Origin of the sequence: Snodgrassella sp. W8135 (genome assembly GCF_016101225.1) — a bacterium.
In the GTDB taxonomy this organism is placed as follows: domain Bacteria; phylum Pseudomonadota; class Gammaproteobacteria; order Burkholderiales; family Neisseriaceae; genus Snodgrassella; species Snodgrassella alvi.
The window spans coordinates 72,782-90,574 of record NZ_JACFQX010000003.1 but is presented as its reverse complement, the minus strand read 5'-3'; the positions used below and the strand labels follow the sequence as shown (position 1 = coordinate 90,574).

At 43.6% G+C, this 17,793-nt stretch carries 17 protein-coding genes; 5 read left to right on the top strand and 12 right to left on the bottom strand.

The annotated features are described in order from the left end of the window. Window positions 1–57: 57 nt before the first annotated feature. The 4 genes from fdhD to fdnG form a co-directional block, all read right to left on the bottom strand. On the bottom strand, window positions 58–858 hold the full coding sequence (fdhD, locus tag H3T75_RS07770) for a formate dehydrogenase accessory sulfurtransferase FdhD (protein WP_025330241.1): 801 nt from the start codon (window positions 856–858) through the stop codon (window positions 58–60). Between the two features lie 141 nt (window positions 859–999). Beyond that, window positions 1,000–1,659, bottom strand: a complete 660-nt coding sequence (locus H3T75_RS07765; RefSeq protein WP_025330240.1) for a formate dehydrogenase subunit gamma — start codon at window positions 1,657–1,659, stop codon at window positions 1,000–1,002. Then, complete coding sequence (gene fdxH / locus H3T75_RS07760) at window positions 1,659–2,573, bottom strand: formate dehydrogenase subunit beta (protein ID WP_025330239.1); 915 nt, start codon at window positions 2,571–2,573, stop codon at window positions 1,659–1,661. The genes H3T75_RS07765 and fdxH overlap by 1 nt, the downstream gene beginning before the upstream one ends. Before the next feature lie 12 nt (window positions 2,574–2,585). Continuing rightward, a complete protein-coding gene (fdnG, locus tag H3T75_RS07755) occupies window positions 2,586–5,693 on the bottom strand; it encodes a formate dehydrogenase-N subunit alpha (RefSeq protein ID WP_198211433.1) in 3,108 nt (1,035 codons plus the stop codon). Window positions 5,694–6,156: 463 nt separating this feature from the next. On the opposite strand from fdnG, the gene modA reads away from it, so the two are divergent. From modA to H3T75_RS07735, 4 genes are all read left to right on the top strand, one after another. Further along, entirely contained in the window at window positions 6,157–6,924 is a 768-nt protein-coding gene (gene modA, locus H3T75_RS07750; protein ID WP_025330237.1) for a molybdate ABC transporter substrate-binding protein, read from the top strand. 65 nt (window positions 6,925–6,989) lie between these two features. Continuing rightward, the gene (modB, locus tag H3T75_RS07745) at window positions 6,990–7,670 is read left to right on the top strand and encodes a molybdate ABC transporter permease subunit (RefSeq protein WP_025330236.1); all 681 of its coding nucleotides are present in this window, start codon (window positions 6,990–6,992) and stop codon (window positions 7,668–7,670) included. Window positions 7,671–7,742: 72 nt separating this feature from the next. After that, window positions 7,743–8,432, top strand: a complete 690-nt coding sequence (locus tag H3T75_RS07740; RefSeq protein ID WP_198211432.1) for an ATP-binding cassette domain-containing protein — start codon at window positions 7,743–7,745, stop codon at window positions 8,430–8,432. Continuing rightward, window positions 8,425–9,219: a TOBE domain-containing protein gene (locus H3T75_RS07735; RefSeq protein ID WP_198211431.1), complete on the top strand. Its 795-nt coding sequence runs from the start codon at window positions 8,425–8,427 to the stop codon at window positions 9,217–9,219. Before H3T75_RS07740 ends, H3T75_RS07735 begins: the two co-directional genes overlap by 8 nt. A gap of 366 nt (window positions 9,220–9,585) precedes the next feature. On the opposite strand, the gene H3T75_RS07730 is transcribed toward H3T75_RS07735, so the two are convergent. The 4 genes from H3T75_RS07730 to H3T75_RS07715 form a co-directional block, all read right to left on the bottom strand. Beyond that, on the bottom strand, window positions 9,586–10,140 hold the full coding sequence (locus H3T75_RS07730) for a TPM domain-containing protein (RefSeq protein ID WP_232339959.1): 555 nt from the start codon (window positions 10,138–10,140) through the stop codon (window positions 9,586–9,588). Between the two features lie 427 nt (window positions 10,141–10,567). After that, window positions 10,568–11,497, bottom strand: coding sequence for a DnaJ domain-containing protein (locus tag H3T75_RS07725; protein WP_198211430.1), 930 nt, complete (start codon window positions 11,495–11,497; stop codon window positions 10,568–10,570). A 124-nt stretch (window positions 11,498–11,621) separates the two neighbouring features. Continuing rightward, a complete protein-coding gene (locus tag H3T75_RS07720) occupies window positions 11,622–12,482 on the bottom strand; it encodes a YgcG family protein (protein WP_232339958.1) in 861 nt (286 codons plus the stop codon). Between the two features lie 395 nt (window positions 12,483–12,877). Continuing rightward, window positions 12,878–13,468 carry a LemA family protein gene (locus tag H3T75_RS07715; protein ID WP_078475098.1) on the bottom strand — a complete coding sequence of 197 codons (591 nt, stop codon included), beginning with the start codon at window positions 13,466–13,468 and terminating at the stop codon, window positions 12,878–12,880. 143 nt (window positions 13,469–13,611) lie between these two features. Between H3T75_RS07715 and H3T75_RS07710 the strand changes: the two genes are divergently transcribed. Continuing rightward, window positions 13,612–13,833, top strand: coding sequence for a YdcH family protein (locus H3T75_RS07710; protein ID WP_025330229.1), 222 nt, complete (start codon window positions 13,612–13,614; stop codon window positions 13,831–13,833). A gap of 69 nt (window positions 13,834–13,902) precedes the next feature. Here the strand turns inward: H3T75_RS07710 and H3T75_RS07705 are convergent, their stop codons facing one another. The 4 genes from H3T75_RS07705 to recN all read right to left on the bottom strand — a co-directional run bounded on the left by H3T75_RS07705 (window position 13,903) and on the right by recN (window position 17,753). Then, on the bottom strand, window positions 13,903–14,343 hold the full coding sequence (locus tag H3T75_RS07705) for a thioesterase family protein (protein WP_025330228.1): 441 nt from the start codon (window positions 14,341–14,343) through the stop codon (window positions 13,903–13,905). Window positions 14,344–14,345: 2 nt separating this feature from the next. Further along, window positions 14,346–15,386 (bottom strand): dihydroorotase, encoded by a 1,041-nt coding sequence (gene pyrC / locus H3T75_RS07700; RefSeq protein ID WP_198211429.1) that lies wholly within the window; start codon window positions 15,384–15,386, stop codon window positions 14,346–14,348. 141 nt (window positions 15,387–15,527) lie between these two features. Continuing rightward, on the bottom strand, window positions 15,528–15,767 hold the full coding sequence (locus H3T75_RS07695) for a sulfurtransferase TusA family protein (protein WP_025330226.1): 240 nt from the start codon (window positions 15,765–15,767) through the stop codon (window positions 15,528–15,530). 324 nt (window positions 15,768–16,091) lie between these two features. After that, window positions 16,092–17,753: a DNA repair protein RecN gene (gene recN / locus H3T75_RS07690; RefSeq protein ID WP_198211428.1), complete on the bottom strand. Its 1,662-nt coding sequence runs from the start codon at window positions 17,751–17,753 to the stop codon at window positions 16,092–16,094. Between the last annotated feature and the right edge of the window lie 40 nt (window positions 17,754–17,793).

Here is a 17,793-nt window from a genome sequence, read left to right as displayed (position 1 = left end):
AAAAAGCGAAACAAAAACAATAGAGTATATTCTATTATTTTTTGTTTTAAACATGCGTTAAGGATGAAAAAATTGAGGATGGGTATAAATTACTTGGCGATTATGACGCGCAAAACCCACCAGCGTGATATTAGCCTTGTGAGCCAAATCAATGGCATAGGTGGTGGGCGCAGATACGGCCACGATACACCCGATACCGGTTATTGCTGATTTCATTACCATTTCAAAACTAGCGCGACTGGACAATACCACAAAACCATGCTTCCAATCCACTTTTGCATGCAATCCCCAGCCAATAAGCTTGTCTAAAGCATTGTGCCGGCCAATATCTTCACGGACGGTTACAATCTTACCTGCCTTGTCAGCCCACGCCACGCCGTGAACTGAACCAGTTTGCGCCCGCAGTTGCTGATGATGGTTAAAATCGGTCAAAGCACGCCCGATTATGCTAAATTCTACATGCCAATCGCGTAAAACCGGTTCTATTTCTGGCTGAACAGCTGCCAGACTGTCAATACCGCACAGTCCGCAACCAGTGCGTCCGCTCATCTGGCGACGGCGACTTTTCAAACGTGCAAATGCTGCGCTGGCCAGCTCAATCTCAGCCACAATTCCATGCAGATGTTCAGTAATTTCAATCGCATAAATTTGCTCTGCATTTTCAATGATGCCTTCACTCAGGCTGAAACCCAATGCCAGTTCGGCAATATTAGCGGGCGTAGCCATTAATACGACATGGGAGATACCGTTATAAACAAGTGCTACTGGGATTTCGGCACTGATATTATCACTGGTACTACTGCATTCTCCAGCCTGTGCCACCCAGACAGTGCGATTTTGGGCGGGGGTGTAATTCATGAGGTTTCTGTATTTATGAACCGGTAACAGCCGGAAAAGACTTGTACCGACATATTAACCGAATCACGCAAGAAGATAAAATTTTACTGTCTGTATGACAATACGCCATACAGACAGCACTACAGATGATGATTATTTAAATTATTCAGTTGTCTGTGAAGTGGAATTTTGCTGCGCTTTGGCTTCTTTTTTTGCCATCATTTCGCGGTACCAGCGTGGATGGTGCTTTTTCGCCCATTCCTGACTAACCACTCCTTCCACCATCGCCGGAATTGTGCCTTTAATCCACAATGCGGCATATACATGAATAATAATACCGACAATCAGCAGGATAGCAGAGGCAGAATGCACTAGCAAAGCGATACGTACCACCCAAATTGGAAAATATCCGGAAAAAAACTGCCGCCAGGCAATCAGCCCGCTGATAAGCAGCAGTGCCATACTGATGGACATCAGCCAGAACATACATTTTTGTCCAGCATTATATTTGCCAGTATCACCAATTTCTCTTCCCAGCAGAATATGCTTAATTCCCAGTAACCATTTAATATCATCCCGCTCAAAAAAATTATATTTTACATAGCGGAAAAACTGGATAAAAAAGCCCAGAAACATCACCACTCCGATGAACGGATGCAGGATGCGTGCCAATTGCGGAGAACCGAAAACTTCAGTGAGCCAGAAAAAAGACGGATAGAAAAAACCCAGACCGGAAACAGCCAGCAGCACAAAGCAGCCGGCTACTACCCAGTGATTAAACCGCTCGGATTTTTTATATCGCTGAATTAATAATCTTTTCATTATGCGTCCCCTTTATCTTTGAGGATTTCGCCTTCACGATTCAGAACCTGTTCTTTATCATCGTCAGGGCGATTCGGACCAATGGTAATGTAGTGCAGCCAGCCGGCAAAAGCAGCGGTAGCAATACCGAATGCTGCTATCGGTTTGAGCATACTCTTCCATAATTTAACGGTGGTACTGATACGCGGATTGTCCGGCAGACCATGGTACAGGCTGGGTTTATCCGCATGATGCAGTACATACATAACATGGGTACCACCCACACCCTGCGGGTCGTAGAGTCCTGCCTGCTCAAAACCGCGCTGTTTTAAGTCTTTTATACGCTCCCCGGCCAAAGACTTCATGTCTTCTTTGCTGCCGAAATGAATAGCGCCGGTAGGACAAGTTTTCACACAGGCCGGTTCCTGCCCGACGGCCACACGGTCGGAACACAGGGTACATTTGTAAGCGCGGTTATCTTTTTTCGAAATACGCGGAATATTAAACGGGCAGCCGGAAATACAGTAACCGCAACCAATACAGTTTTCCTGATGGAAATCGACGATACCATTTTCATACTGAATGATTGCACCCGGTGACGGGCAGGCTTTCAGACAGCCCGGGTCAGAACAGTGCATACAGCCGTCCTTACGAATCAACCACTCCAGCTTGCCGTATTGCTCGGTTTCAGAAAACCGCATTACCGTCCAGCTATCGGCACTCAGGTCAATCGGGTTATCGTATACACCATGATTGGTGCCAACTTCATCGCGAATGTCGTTCCATTCCGAACATGCTGCCTGACAGGCTTTGCAGCCTATACAGGTAGAAACATCGATCAGTTTGGCAATTTCAATGGGTTTTCTTGCCTGTGGTAGCGGCGTGAGCTGATTAGTAGCCGAACGACGTTTTATATCCAAAGATTGTAAAGCCATGACTTATTCCCCTCACGCTTTTTCGATATTGCATAAAAAAGTTTTGTATTCTGGTGTCTGTGTATTGCAGTCACCAACAAATGGTGTGAGTGTGTTAATGAGAAACTGTTTTTTCTCACCAACATTCACCCAGCCACCATGCAGGGGAATACCTATCTGATGGACGGTCTGCCCGTTAATTTCTAACGGACGCAGGCGTTTGGTTACCACGGCTTTAGCCTCTACCCAGCCGCGCTTAGTACTGATTTTAACCGTATCGCCTTTAGTAATATTTTTTTGTGCTGCCAGCTCTTCGCTGATTTCAACAAACTGTTCGGGCTGAGCAATCATCAGCAATTTCACAGATTTCGTCCAGAACTGAAAATGCTCTGTCAGACGATATGTAGTGCCGACACAAGGAAATTCATCTTTATTGCCGATACGACCTTTAACGCTGTCAAACAAGCGCACTGCGGGTGTATTCAGCACTTTAGGATAGAGCAGGTTTTTACCAACTGGTGATTCAGTAGGCTCATAGAATGCCGGAAACGGGCCATCTACCAGTTTTTTGGTACAGAACAGACGACCAACACCCTCCTCATTCATGATAAACGGATTCATATTGGTGTCAGGTGCCTGATCTGCCTTGTAGTCAGCCACATCCGCACCAATCCATTTGCTGCCGTCCCAGTGAATTAATATTCTGTCAGGATCCCAGGCTTTGCCGGACGGATCGCAGGAAGCGCGGTTATACAGAATACGGCGGTTTGCCGGCCAGGCCCATGCCCAACCCGGGGTATTACCCAGTCCGGTATTGCTGTTATCACGCCGTGCCATCTGGTTGCCGTTTTTAGTCCAGGAACCGGCAAAAATCCAGCAGGCGCAGGCTGTTGTGCCGTCATCGCGTAACTGAGCAAAGCTATCCAGTTGCCCGCCTTTAGGCACGATAATATTACCCTGCTCGTCTTTAATATCTGTGAGTGCCCAGCCATTGGATTCCTGTGCCATTTCTTCCGGTGTCGGTGAATGCGGTACCTTATACGGCCAGCTCAGGTTCAGAATCGGTTCAGGTACTTTACCGCCCTCTTTCTCATACAGAGCTTTAATACGTAAATGCAAATCAGCCAGAATCTCAAGATCGGCTCTGGCTTCTTCCGGAGCTTCGGCTCCGGCATAATGCCATTGCAGCCAGCGTGAAGAATTGACAATCGAACCATTTTCTTCTGCAAAACAAGGGACAGGCAGGCGGAATACCGTCGTCATGATAGAGCGGGAATCTACGTCATGCGCATCACCATGATTTTCCCAGAAGGTAGCCGTTTCGGTATTAAGCGGATCCATTACTACCATCCACTTGAGGCGGGAAAATGCTTCGATGATACGGTTGGAATCCGGAAAGGAACCCATGGCATTGAAACCTTGTACCAGTAATCCGTGCATCTGGCCCTGATACATCATTTCGGTCATTTGCAGCACATCATACATTTTGTCCCACTTCGGCAGCCAGTCATAGCCCCAGTCATTTTCTTTGGTAGCCTTATCACCAAAGAACCATTTGAGCAGGCTTACCATAAATTTGGGCGTATTGCTCCAGTAATTAAGCTGTCCCGGACGCATGGCTGCTGGTGTCTGAACTTTCAGATAATCAGCAAAAGTCGGATTTTTCTTTTCGTTAGGCAGGCTCAGATAGCCCGGAAGACTGGTAGACAGCAAACCAAGATCAGACAAGCCCTGAATATTGGAATGGCCGCGTAAAGCATTCACACCCCCACCGGGCATACCGATATTACCCAGAATCAGCTGAATCATGGCCATGGTACGGATATTCTGCGAACCATAAGTATGCTGAGTCCAGCCCAGTGCATACAGAATTGTACCGGCTTTGTTTTTTGCCGAGGTTGCCCCCAGAGCTTCACACACCAGCAGAAAATCTTTAATCGGGGTACCGGTAATTTTGTGCATCATTTCCGGGGTGTACTGGGCATAATGCTTTTTCATTATCTGCCAGACGCAACGCGGATTTTCCAAAGTCGGGTCTACTTTGGCATAACCGTTTTCATCCAGCTCGTATGTCCAGCTGGCATTATTATAAACAGCCCCGCCTTTGGCACCTTTCGGAGCCGCTTCCGGTGCTGCGCTGCCGTCTTCAGTCGTGTAATCGGCATGTCCGGAAAACAGACCTTCATGAAAACCATAGCCATCAGCTAGAATAAAGGCAGCATTGGTATAGTTTTTAACATAATCCCATTGCACTTTATCATTTTTAATCAGCCAGTTGATTACCGCTCCGAGGAAAGCTATGTCGGTACCGGAACGAATTGGCAGGTAATGATCGGCTACAGAGGCAGTACGGTTAAAACGCGGGTCGCAAACAATCAGTTTAGTGCCTTTTTGTTTTTTGGCTTCAATAACCCATTTAAAACCTACCGGATGTGCTTCAGCGGCATTACCACCCATAACCAGAATAAAATCGGCGTTCTGGATATCAGTCCAGGTATTGGTCATGGCTCCACGACCAAACGTAGCAGCCAGTGCAGATACCGTCGGACCATGACAAACCCGTGCCTGTGAATCAGCACCAACCAGCCCGAGCGAACGCATGAATTTCTGAGTCAGAATACCGGTTTCATTGGAGCTGGCAGAAGCGCACAGCATACCCACACTTTCCAGCCGGTTAACCGTAACACCATCAGCATTTTTTTCAATAATATTAGCATCACGTTCTTCTTTAATCAGGCGGGCAATACGATCCAGTGCATCATCCCAGCTGATGTCTTTCCACTCTGTGCTTCCGGCTTCACGAACCTGCGGATGCAGTACACGGTTCGGGCTGTTAACAAAGTCAATCAGTGAGGCGCCTTTGGGACATAAGCTGCCGCGGCTGACCGGATGATCGGGATCACCTTCTATGTGAAAAATTTTCTTTTTGGCGTTTTTGGCACCGTCACCCAGACTATACAACAACGTACCACAACCAACTGAGCAATATGTGCAGTTATTACGTGTTTCTGTAGCCCTCAACAGTTTGTACTGGCGGACTTCAGCAAAGGCTGTGGCAGGAGCCATGCCCATCACTGCCAGTCCTGTCGCGCCGGCACCCGCTGCGGTAACCTTGAAAAACTGGCGTCTTGTCAGGTTCATGTGTGTATGTTCCTAATAAAATTTTTATTATTTATTTGCAGGAAATCCATCCCCGCACTGCTTACTAATTATGCTAGAAAGTTAATTTATACTAACATTTAATCCTATTATAATACCTTATTTAAACTATTATAAAATTTTATCAGTATTTTCTACTTTAAATAAATAATTACAATTTCATTTAAATTCCGAATTTAATTAGTATAAAGGTTAAAATACAAGTTATTACATTAGCAATAAATAGAAATAATTTATTCAATAAATTATTTCTATTAATCATGAATATTTTGCATACAAATTGATTTATAAATTATTTATTTGCTATGACATATATGTTGTATCGCACATCTCTATGACTGTCTATCGCTATATACTTATATATATTTCGAAACAATTTTCCTTTATAATCGGTATTGCCTGACCTGGCGCCGGATAATAATTTATTTCAAATAGGGATAAGAATATGCGCTTTGACTACATTCGTCTGACTACTATCATTACTGCAATCAGCCTGAGTGTAATGAGCACTGCTTCACTTGCCGCCAATATCACAGTTTCAGCGGCTGCCAGTCTGACCAATGCATTTAATGACATTGCCAAAGCATATCAGCAGCAATATCCTCAGGATAAAGTACTGCTTAATTTCGGAGCTTCAGGCTCTCTGCTTCAGCAGATGCAAAACGGTGCGCCAGTAGATGTATTTGCTTCTGCTGATCAGCAAACTATGGATCAGGCTCAGACCAAGAATCTTGTGCGGGCACAGGACAGAATTAATTTTGTAAATAACAGTCTGGTACTGATTATTCCGAAAAAAAGCAGTCTGAATGTACGCGGACTGAAAGATCTGCAGCAACCAGGTATTAAACATATTGCACTGGGCAACCCCGCTTTTACACCGGCCGGACGTTATGCTCAGGCAGCAATGGAGCAGGCAAAAGTATGGAGTACGGTAAAGCCTAAAATTGTGAATGTGAATAATGTCCGTCAGGCTCTGGATTATGTAGCTAATCAGTCAGCGGAAGCCGGTTTCGTATTTGGCACAGATGCGGCCATTATGCCGGATAAAGTTAGTGTAGCTGCAACCATCCCGACCAGTAAGCCAATCAGCTATCCGATTGCTAAGACAGTAGCCAGTAAAGAACCGGCAGCTGCCAGCCGCTTTATTAATTTTATCCAGTCGCCAAAGGGTCAGAAAATTCTTAAGCGTTACGGTTTTCAAAACGCACGCTGAGTATTTTTCCACCGGCAGTTATCCTCCCGCAATTCTGTCTGAATTTTTATTTCAAGGAGTAGATAATGGCTGCGGCTTGGATTGCTCTTGCCCTGTCACTTAAAATCGCCCTGTGGGCAACTGCTATCAATCTGGTTCTGGGGGTTGGTATAGGTTATGTACTTGCCCGTAAAGCTGTCTGGGGTAAGGAGCTGATTGATACCATTCTCACTTTGCCAATGGTAATGCCGCCAACGGTACTGGGATACTACTTACTGGTTCTGATTGGAAAAAATGGCTTTATTGGTCAGTGGCTGGAACGTTATCTGGGTATTAATCTGATTTTCACCTGGCAGGGTGCTGTTGTAGCGGCAACAATCGTATCGTTTCCTCTGGTATTCAAACCGGCACGTGCTGCATTTGAAAGTCTGGATTCCCAGCTGGAGCAGGCAGCGCGTGTTCTGGGTATCAGTAATGCCGGAGTATTTCTGCGCATTACTCTGCCGCTGGCCTGGAGAGGTATTCTGGCCGGCGTATTACTGGCATTTGCACGCAGTATGGGTGAATTCGGTGCTACGCTGATGGTGGCAGGCAGCATTCCGGGGCAGACACAAACTCTGTCGATTGCCGTATATGAAGCAGTACAGGCCGGAGATGACTATCTGGCCAATACTCTGGTCTTGATTATATCTGTGGTCTGTATTCTGATATTACTGCTTACCGGCAAACTTTTATCCGGCAAAGTACCTATGACCAATCTTAAATAATCCGATACCTGAATCAAACAATATTGTTTTCCGATATTGCTTTGCCTGTTTTTAATCCGGCCAATGGTTTTTATGTTAGATTTTAATTTTCAGAAAACCCTTCAACGTAATGACGGAAGTCATTTTACTCTGGATATCCGCCTGTGCTGTCAGTCACAGCGTACAGTTATTATGGGTGCCTCAGGCAGTGGTAAAAGTCTGATGCTAAAGGCTGTTGCCGGTCTGCTGACTCCTGAACAGGGTCATATTAATGTGAATGGTGTTACTCTGTTTCAGGCACAGCAGCATATTAATCTCAGCCCGCAACAACGTAAACTGGCCTTTGTGTTTCAGGATTATGCCCTCTTTCCTCATTTAAATGTCCGGCAGAATATTGCCTGCGGTATTTGTCATGGTTTATTCAATCCGAAAAAACGCAGCCGGTATACAGAAGTTGAACACTGGCTGACTGCTATGCAGCTCAATTCGGTAGCAGAACAATATCCGGCTCATCTGTCCGGCGGGCAGCGCCAGCGTGTGGCTCTGGCTCGTGCTTTGATTGCTCAGCCGCGGGCTATTCTGCTGGATGAACCATTTTCTGCACTGGATACTCAGCTACGGGCTCAAATGCGTTCTGAGTTATCTGCCTGGCAGCAGAAATTAAACTTACCCATGCTACTGATAACTCACGATCCGGAAGATGCAGCTGCTTTTGACGCTCAAATCTGGCATATGGATAATGGATGTCTGTACTCAGCTCCCCGTAACAATTGCAATGAATGAATTTAATCTTAACAGTGAACTGATTCCCACTATTAACGGCCAGCGAATTGGCAACAGCAAACGGATTACTTTACTGGAAAATATCCGGCGTTTCGGCTCAATTACTCAGGCGGCTAAAGCGGTACCTATGAGTTATAAAGCAGCATGGGATGCCATAGATGCAATGAATAATCTGGCGCCTGAACCTTTAGTCTTGCGGCAAACCGGTGGTCAGGGCGGCGGGAACAGTGTATTAACAGCTTTTGGTGAAGCTTTTTTAAATTATTATCACACTATGCAGCAACGTCATCAGCAACTCATCCGGCAACTGGAAGCTAACGCTGACAATAGTCATCATAGTTTATGGCAAAAAATGAATCTGGATTTAAGTGCTGATAACCAACTCGCCGGAAGAATCAGCCAAATCATTGAAGGAGCTGTAAATAATGAGGTTCATCTGCAACTGAGCAACGGACAGGAACTGGTAGCCATTCTTACCAGACACAGTTGTGAACAGATGGAACTGGCTGTCGGCGTTGATGCACTGGCTCTCATTCAGGCATCAGCCATTATGCTTGCGCGTCCCGATCCGAATTTACAAATATCCGCTCGTAACCAGCTAACAGGTCAAATACGCCACATAGATACTGGTGCTGTAAACAGTGTGATTACTGTGGATTTAGGTGCAGCTGTCAGCCTGAACGCCAGTATTACCTGTCATAGTGCACAAACTATGCAATTAAAAAATGAAGATAAAATCATGCTGTTAATCAAGGCGCCGAACATTATTATCGGACGTTTGCGCTGAATGTGCACTCATCAGACAAACTGAAGCCAGAATAATCCTGTCATGCAATATCAGATTATTCCGGCTTATGCTTACGTGCGATAGTCAAACTACCTGCGGCCATGCACATTCCCTCTTTGTCAATCTGTCCTTTTAAGCCGCAGATATATTATAGACCTTATATATTTGTATTTTAATATTATTAAATAAATTTAATTCAAAAAAACTATTTATGGCGTTTTATCCCGAAATATTAATAATTAATTCCACATCTTTTGTAATTATGGGCTAATTTACTGAAAATACTGCACACTGATAATTTAATTGAATATTAAGCCGTTACAGTACCTTGAAAATTTACTTATATAAATACTTAGTTTTTCAAAACTAGCGCAGAATAACTTCATCAGCCAGTTCATTAGTACCGGCATGCGTACGCGGAAAATACTGTACAAGTAATTCCGTCAGCTCATCCAGTCCGGCAGTTAAACCATCCATATATCGTCGATGCTGAAACGCCTGAGTAATGCGATTACATATCTGCTGCCAATGCACCATACTCACACAGGTATTAATACCCCGGTCTGCAATAATTTCTACTGCGCGATCAGCAAAAAGTACATAAACCAAAATACCACTTTTTTCAGCAGTATCCCATATACCCAGATTTCCGAACCAATACTGTGCACGCTGGCGTGCCGTAGTGTGATGACACAAATTCGCGGTATCAAGGCTGGATTCAATCACAAACCGAAGCTGTCCAGTATGACGTTGCTCAGATAATGTAATTTGTTCAGTTAGCTGTTGCAATGCAAGAGCAGGAAAATATTTACTTACCCGCTGGCGCGGATTTATCCAGTGGCGCCAGATACGTGGTAATAATTGCATATTGAGTTTATTTAAGCTCGTATATTCTGCTTTTTCCTGTATATCTGATTTCATAGTTAGCACCGCAGATTTATTAAAAAGTATATATTGAGTTACTTAATTAATTCCAGAATAATCAGCATTCTACTTACACTACCATAAATTTTCTTAATAAGAAAATGCTGCTGTTACCAGGCTGATAACAAAAACAATATATATCATATAAAAACAGAAAACCGGAAAGTCAGATGTAACGGATATTATTGCTGGCGACATTAGTTAGCATATATTTTGATGATAACGATACTAATTGATCTAGCAGGGAAAATTAGCCTGTAAAGTAAAAATCCAGATATTGCCAGAGAGCAAAAATGATTTCTAACATAAAAACCAACCTATTATCAGAGCTGGCTCTGACAAATTCTCTGATTGGAAAATCACAAAATTCTAAGGGTTATATATTTTGAAATAAATATAGATTCTATAATCCCTTATCTATTATCTAAACAAATCCGCGTAACTGTTTCACATAAGCATAGGCTGCCTGTATACGCTGAGCATGTTCAGTTGCCTGCTGCATCTTAGTTTCCGACAGATTTTGCTTAATGAGTTTATCCGGATGATATTTATTCATCAGGCGGCGATATGCCTGTTTAATTTCCTGCGGGCTCGCTTTTGCTGATATACCCAGTACAAGATAAGGATCAGAACCAAACGGTTCTTCAGGCTGTTGTTGCTGTTGCTGGTATTGCTGCTGGTATTGCTGCTGATATTGCTTCTGCTGTTGCTGATATTGTTGACGGCGTTGCTCTGAACGCGCACGCTGACGCTGCTGTTTCCATTGCTCGTTGGTCTGCCAGTAATGCCGGTATTCATTTTCCTGATGAATAGTCTGGCTGGCAAAAATAAGCATTTGTGCATAAGGAATATGAAATTCATCCGCTATGATATTCAGAATGCGCCGTTCATTATTATGCAGCCGTCCGTCAATCAGCGCTAATTCAAGCATATTTTTACAAAACAGCATTAAACCGCGCTTGTCATCACTATAAGCCCGGTATAGTTGTTTAAGTCTGATTCTGAGCGGATAATTTTTTGTCTGCCCCATATTAAAAGCATAACGCGACAAAACTTCAGTTTCTGCATCCAGCTGCATTTTTTTAATCATGTCATAGACACGCGACCGGTCTTCATCAGAAACATGTCCTTTGGCTGCACATATCTGACCGGCCACTTCAAACATAACAACAATATAAAGATTATTGTCGGCAGCAATAGATGCTTCAGTACCATCATCTACAATCTGCACAGCCCGAAGATAAAACATAATCAGTATGATTAGTACAATATCAATCAGCACTCCGAACACGCTATAACGCATGACTAAAAAGTACATCAGCAGAAAACAGATACCATAACCGACTTTAGACATGTATGCCCACCAGAAACGAAATGCTAAATAATCATAATTATATAAATAAATAACTATACATTATTTTACGTAAAATTTACAAATTATCAGTATTTAACGGGGAGTTCAATTATGACTGCCAGTATTACCAGCTACCGGAAGCTCCGCCACCACCATAGCCGCCTCCTCCGCTAAACCCTCCGCCTCCTGAACCACCGCCAAAACCGCCCCTACCACCGCCAGAGCCGCCAATAAAAATATTACCGGCAAAAATGAGTGCTATTATGAATGCCAGAATTGCACCAATAATCGCTGCAAACAGGCTCCAGCCCGAATACCAGCCAAAACTTAATACCAGAAATCCAACTATTGCACTGCCCAGCGTATTACCAAATATATTTTTCAAAAATGAACCGGCTATAAATATCAGTAACAGAATTCCAAAAATTGTTGAGCCTGAATCATCAGATTCCTGATGTGCAGATTGTTGTGCCGGTAATTTTTCACCGTTAATCAGCTTCTCCAGCTGATTTACAGCCTCACGTACACCTCCGTCTGCATTATTTGCCCGTAACTGCGGACGAAGCACATCATCCAGAATTCTTTTAGCATAAACATCAGGAATAGCCCCTTCCAGTCCGCGACCGGGTGCCAGAAACGTTTTATGTTCATCGCGCACCAGCAACAACAGTACACCGTCATCAATTCCTTTACGCCCCGGTTTCCAGCTATCCATAACACGCGTAGCATAGTCAAAAGGTGTTTCCGGTGAGATAGCCGGAACTGTCAATACTATAATCTGGCTGCCATGCTGCCGGCTAAACGCCAGTAACTGCTGGTTTAATTCTGCACGGGTAGCAGGCTGTAACATATTGGCTGTATCCATTACCGGATCAGTCAGCGCTGGTACAGGAACCAAACCATTGGCAGCGAGCAAATGCATTGCAAAAAAACAGCCCAGAAAAAGACCGAGTAGCCTGTGGACAGATAAGCGTATTGTGTTCATCTTTGCAACCTTAGTGCCATAAAAGCAAATTTGCTTGTATTTTAGTTCATACTAACCTTTTGATTGTCAGGATAAAAGACCACTATTATCTGACTCCATACTTTCAGACAAACAGATTCTGTTATTACAACAGAATACAAGTATTCAGTCCGATACAGCAAATTTCCACAGTTAGTATTGCAAGTTTTTATCGAACTGCTGGTATGTTTAACAATTACTCCTGTCTGTTCGGAAAATAGCCGCAACCATATAAATTTTTAATTTCCATTTTGTCAGATTCTGCAAAAAAACAATTAGCACAATAGTAGCAGCTGCTTACTATACTGATATGCAAACAGCCAGTTCTGACAAACTGGCTGTTTAATTAATCACATAAAATAACAACAGAAAACGAATTAAAATTCTACCTGCGGTGCCTGTTTTACCGCCGCTTCATTTTCCGGTACAAAATTCGGGCGAACATGCATTCCGAAAATTTTGGCTGTGATATTGTTCGGGAAAGAACGCAAAGTAGTGTTGTAAACCTGTACTGTCTGAATATAGCGGTTGCGTGCCAGAGCAATACGGTTTTCTGTACCTTCAAGCTGCGCTTGTAAATCCCGGAAACTTTGATCAGCTTTCAGATCAGGATAATTTTCTGTTACTACCAGCAAGCGGCTCAGAGCACTGCTCAGATTTCCCTGTGCCTGTGAAAACTGTTCCATTTTTGCCGGATTATCAGCATCACTGCTGGTCATATTCAGACTGCCTACACGTGAACGGGCATTAGTAACGTCGGTTAAAACTTGTTGTTCATGTTTGGCATAGCCTTTAACTGTATTCACAAGATTGGGTACCAGATCAGCACGACGCTGATACTGATTCAGCACTTCCGACCAGGCAGCATTTGCAGCCTCATCCTGTGACTGCATTGTATTATAGCCACACCCGCTGAGGCTTAAAACCAGAATAAATGCGCCTATCCAACCCATTAACCGTTTATACATTATAAACTCCCGTATGTATTATTGTGCCAGTTTAACATGCTCTTGTTACTTTTTACGTCATAACTAGCGCAATCTTATATACCTTAAGCTATAATTAATGCAAAATAATAAAAATCATTTTAACCAACTGTAAAGGATGTTATATGTTTCCTGAATATCGCGACTTGATTACCAAATTAAAGGCGGAAAATACCCATTTTGCTAATATATTCGAAGAACACAACCGACTGGACGATAAAATTACAGGTCTGACTAATAACCCGGTAACCAGTGGTCTGGATAATCTGGACGAACTGAAACGGGAAAAATTGCGCCTGAAAGATGAAATTTACGCCATGCTGCGTGAAGCTGACGGTAAAGCCTGATAGTGGTTGAGTTAAGTCAGTAAAAAACCCTGCCAAGCGCAGGGTTTTTTACTGACTTAACTTATATTGTTACCTGATAGCATTAAATCGTTCTTGTATCGCAGCAGGAAAAGAAATTGCTTTATTGCTTTGCTGATCGAAAGCCATAAACGTCACCACAGCCTGCACAACTGTCTGTCCTGTATTTTTAAGAGTAATCGTTTGATTAACTTCTACTTTGCGCGGTTGTATTTTGCTCAAAGCAGTAGATATCAGCAAATCATCTCCGAAACCGGCACTGCGCCGGTAACTGATATTGATATTTATAACAGCCATTCCACAACCGGCTTCAGTAAACATTGGCGTTAAGCCGGCTTCATCAAAATAATGCCAGCGTGCCTCTTCCAGAAATTCCAGATAGCGTGCATTATTAACATGGCGGTATACATCTATGTGAAAGCCGCGCACCCGAATTTCGGTTTGATGTGCTTGTACTGATAGCCGGTCTGTAATTTGAGTTGAATCTTGCATATTTAATTATTTACCACACTCCAGCTAATGGTCTGATTAGCACGCAACGGAATCAGTCGTTCATGATTACCATACGGATAGTATGGTGGCACTGTGCGATTTATTTTTTCCAGTGTAATGGTTTCCTTATTGATTTCCAGACCATAAAACCGCGGACCGTTTTCTGCTGCAAAAGCCTGTAATTTATCCAGTGCTCCCGCCTGCTCAAAAGCTTCCGCATATAACTCAATAGCAGCAAAGGCACTGAATATACCCGCACATCCGCAAGCACATTCTTTACTGTGCTGAGCATGCGGCGCACTATCGGTACCGAGAAAAAATTTATGAGACTGTGTACCGCTTACAGCCTGTAACAGTGCCTGACGATGGGTTTCGCGCTTTAGTACCGGCAAACAGTAGTGATGAGGCTGGATTCCCCCTACCAGTAAAGCATTGCGATTGTAGAGCAAGTGCTGGGGTGTTACCGTAGCAGCCACATTTTCACCAGCCTGAATCACCAGCTCAGCAGCTTGTGCAGTGGTGATATGCTCAAATACTAATTTCAGTTCAGGCAGACGTTGTAATAGCGGCTGTAAAAGTTCATCAATAAATACTGATTCACGGTCAAAAATATCAATTTCACTTTTGGTTACTTCACCATGCACCAGTAGTGGCATGCCTGTTTCAGCCATGGTTTCCAATACTGGCAATAAATCCCACAAATCACTGACACCAGCCGCAGAGTTAGTTGTGGCACCGGCAGGATAAAGCTTACACGCAATAATACCTGCCTCTTTGGCTTCGCGTATCAGTGCCGGAGTAGTCTGGTCAGTCAGATATAAAGTCATCAATGGCTGAAAATGACTGCCCGCAGGTACTGCAGCAAGTATACGTTCACGATAAGCCAGTGCTGCTGCAACTGAGGTTACCGGTGGTTTCAGATTTGGCATAATCAGGGCTCGCCCCATTTGCCGTGCACTGAAAGGTAATACTGCCTTTAATGCTGCACCATCACGCACATGAAGATGCCAGTCATCCGGACGGGTTATAGTGAGAGTCTGCATCTGTATCCGTTCTATCAGCGTGTGTTACACAGCTAAAAATAATAGGTTAATGTACTATTCTGTCGCAGCTTCTACAACCTGAACCTGAATAAAGTTAACAAAATATTGTAATTAATTGTAATAAATTACCGTCTGAAAAACTTAGCGGTGTTTTACCCACATCATTATTACATCATCATTTCTGATTTGCTGATGCAATAATTCATGTCCTGTCTGCCGGCAAAAAGCTGCAAAATCATCAGGAGCAGTTTTATCTGTTGCCAGTACTAGCAATACTTCTCCGCTATCCATTACTGCCAGCGCTTTTTTTGCACGTAAAATCGGCATCGGGCAATTTAAATCGATAACATCTAGTGTTCTATCACTGTGTGGTTCACTCATCAGCAACTCATCATAGAATATTGAAAGTTATTATTATACATCGCGCATGAAACAGACTGAACGTATACACCTTGCTCAGGCTAAAGCAGCCCGTTCCAGTCTATATCAGTCATATATTATAAAAATGCACGCTGACAGGAAAATTATCAGAATATGTTTTGTTATTAAAACTGTTGTGATAAAGAACAGCATGCATAAAACATAAGTAGATAAACGTTATTTTATAATTATTTACTTAAATAAATATCATTTCCGGCTTTTGCAGTAAAGACATATATACATTGAAAAATCAGAGAGCTTGCAGATAAATTCGTAATAACAGAATTAACTTTGCGCCAGCTCCAGCATTTCCCTGGCATGATTACGTGTGGTATCGGTAATGGTTTCGCCGCCAAGCATTCGTGCAATCTCATTCACCCGATCTGTCGCAGCCAGTACGTTTATTTCACTTACAGTCTGCCCTTTGCTGTTATGTTTTCGCACCTGCCAGTGCTGCTGACCACAAGCTGCGACCTGCGGCAGATGAGTAACAGCCAGCACTTGACGATTTTGCCCCAGACTACGCAGTGCATGACCAACAACATCAGCTACAGCTCCGCCAATACCGGTATCCACCTCATCGAAAATTAATGTAGGTACCGCATTATACTGACTGGTAACCATTTGCAGAGCCAGACTGATACGTGCTAACTCACCACCGGAAGCAACTTTGCTCATTGCACGTAAAGGCATTCCTTGATTGGCAGCTACCTGATACTGTACCTGCTCCAGACCATGCACTGATGGTGAGGCACTTAACAATTCAATATGAAAGCGTGCACCTTGCATTGATAAATTTTGCATGTGAGCTGTGGTTTGTTTCGCCAGCTTTTTCGCTGCCTGATGGCGTTTCACTGATAATTGCTGTGCTGCATGCATATATTCATTTTCGCGTTCTACTACCCGCGCCTGTAACGCTTCAATATCCGCAGCCGCCTCCAGTTCATTAAGAGCTGATTCAACTTTTTCTAGCTCTTCAGGCAATTGTGGTGGCTCGATCCGATATTTACGCGCAACACTCATTAACTCCTGCATGCGCTGTCCCTGCTGTGCTAATAAATTTTCATCAGTCTCTACACTGGCAGTGGCTTCACGCAAATACGCACTGACTTCACTCAATTCTGCTTCTACTGATTCCAGTAATGCCACACTGTCTGCAAAAGCAGGAGCTGCTTTAATCAGTGCAGCCAGTTGCTGCCGGCAATGATACAAACGGCTTTGCAAACCCTCATCACCATTGAGAACTTCTTCTACATTTTCCGCCGTTTGCAGTATTTCCGCCGCATGTACTAATGAATCATGACTCTGACTGAGATTTTCCCACTCATGCTCTTGAAGATTCAGGGCATTTAGCTCATCAAAGCGCCATTGCAAGCGCTCACGCTCAATATTCAGACTATCAGCCTGTGTTTGCGCTTTTTCCAGCTCTTTTTTGGCTTCATGCCAGCGCTGATAGGCTTCACGTACCAGAGCAACTTCTGTATCAGCACCCGCAAATGCATCCAGTAATATACGTTGCGCGGATTCACTATTTAAAGAGTGGTGTGCATTCTGACCATGTATATCAATTAATAATTCACCTATCTGCCGCAACTGACTCAGAGTAACCGCCTGATTATTAATAAAACTGCGACTTTTTCCTTTTATATCAATCGTACGGCGGATACTTAATTGCGTTTCGTTTTCATCCAGTAATCCCTGTTCCTGTAGTAAGGTGCGGGCATGCGTTACATCACTGACATCAAACAGTGCTGATAACTGGGCTTCTCTGGCACCATGTCTTATCTGACCATAATCAGCTTTATCACCTAGCAACAGACCCAATGCATCCAGCGTGATTGATTTACCCGCCCCGGTTTCACCTGTCAGAACGGTAAAGCCGCTTTGAAAACTCAGATTCAGCTCATCAACAATGACAAAGTCACGCAAAGACAGCGCCAGAAGCATAAACAACCTTTCTTAGAGAAAGTATTAATGATTTATGCCG

Bases quoted from the DNA above. Each gene is read 5' to 3' on its own strand.
- fdhD (WP_025330241.1), bottom strand. From the start codon at position 858: ATGAATTACACCCCCGCCCAAAATCGCACTGTCTGGGTGGCACAGGCT.
- H3T75_RS07765 (WP_025330240.1), bottom strand. From the start codon at position 1,659: ATGAAAAGATTATTAATTCAGCGATATAAAAAATCCGAGCGGTTTAAT.
- fdxH (WP_025330239.1), bottom strand. From the start codon at position 2,573: ATGGCTTTACAATCTTTGGATATAAAACGTCGTTCGGCTACTAATCAG.
- fdnG (WP_198211433.1), bottom strand. From the start codon at position 5,693: ATGAACCTGACAAGACGCCAGTTTTTCAAGGTTACCGCAGCGGGTGCC.
- modA (WP_025330237.1), top strand. From the start codon at position 6,157: ATGCGCTTTGACTACATTCGTCTGACTACTATCATTACTGCAATCAGC.
- modB (WP_025330236.1), top strand. From the start codon at position 6,990: ATGGCTGCGGCTTGGATTGCTCTTGCCCTGTCACTTAAAATCGCCCTG.
- H3T75_RS07740 (WP_198211432.1), top strand. From the start codon at position 7,743: ATGTTAGATTTTAATTTTCAGAAAACCCTTCAACGTAATGACGGAAGT.
- H3T75_RS07735 (WP_198211431.1), top strand. From the start codon at position 8,425: ATGAATGAATTTAATCTTAACAGTGAACTGATTCCCACTATTAACGGC.
- H3T75_RS07730 (WP_232339959.1), bottom strand. From the start codon at position 10,140: ATGAAATCAGATATACAGGAAAAAGCAGAATATACGAGCTTAAATAAA.
- H3T75_RS07725 (WP_198211430.1), bottom strand. From the start codon at position 11,497: ATGTCTAAAGTCGGTTATGGTATCTGTTTTCTGCTGATGTACTTTTTA.
- H3T75_RS07720 (WP_232339958.1), bottom strand. From the start codon at position 12,482: ATGAACACAATACGCTTATCTGTCCACAGGCTACTCGGTCTTTTTCTG.
- H3T75_RS07715 (WP_078475098.1), bottom strand. From the start codon at position 13,468: ATGTATAAACGGTTAATGGGTTGGATAGGCGCATTTATTCTGGTTTTA.
- H3T75_RS07710 (WP_025330229.1), top strand. From the start codon at position 13,612: ATGTTTCCTGAATATCGCGACTTGATTACCAAATTAAAGGCGGAAAAT.
- H3T75_RS07705 (WP_025330228.1), bottom strand. From the start codon at position 14,343: ATGCAAGATTCAACTCAAATTACAGACCGGCTATCAGTACAAGCACAT.
- pyrC (WP_198211429.1), bottom strand. From the start codon at position 15,386: ATGCAGACTCTCACTATAACCCGTCCGGATGACTGGCATCTTCATGTG.
- H3T75_RS07695 (WP_025330226.1), bottom strand. From the start codon at position 15,767: ATGAGTGAACCACACAGTGATAGAACACTAGATGTTATCGATTTAAAT.
- recN (WP_198211428.1), bottom strand. From the start codon at position 17,753: ATGCTTCTGGCGCTGTCTTTGCGTGACTTTGTCATTGTTGATGAGCTG.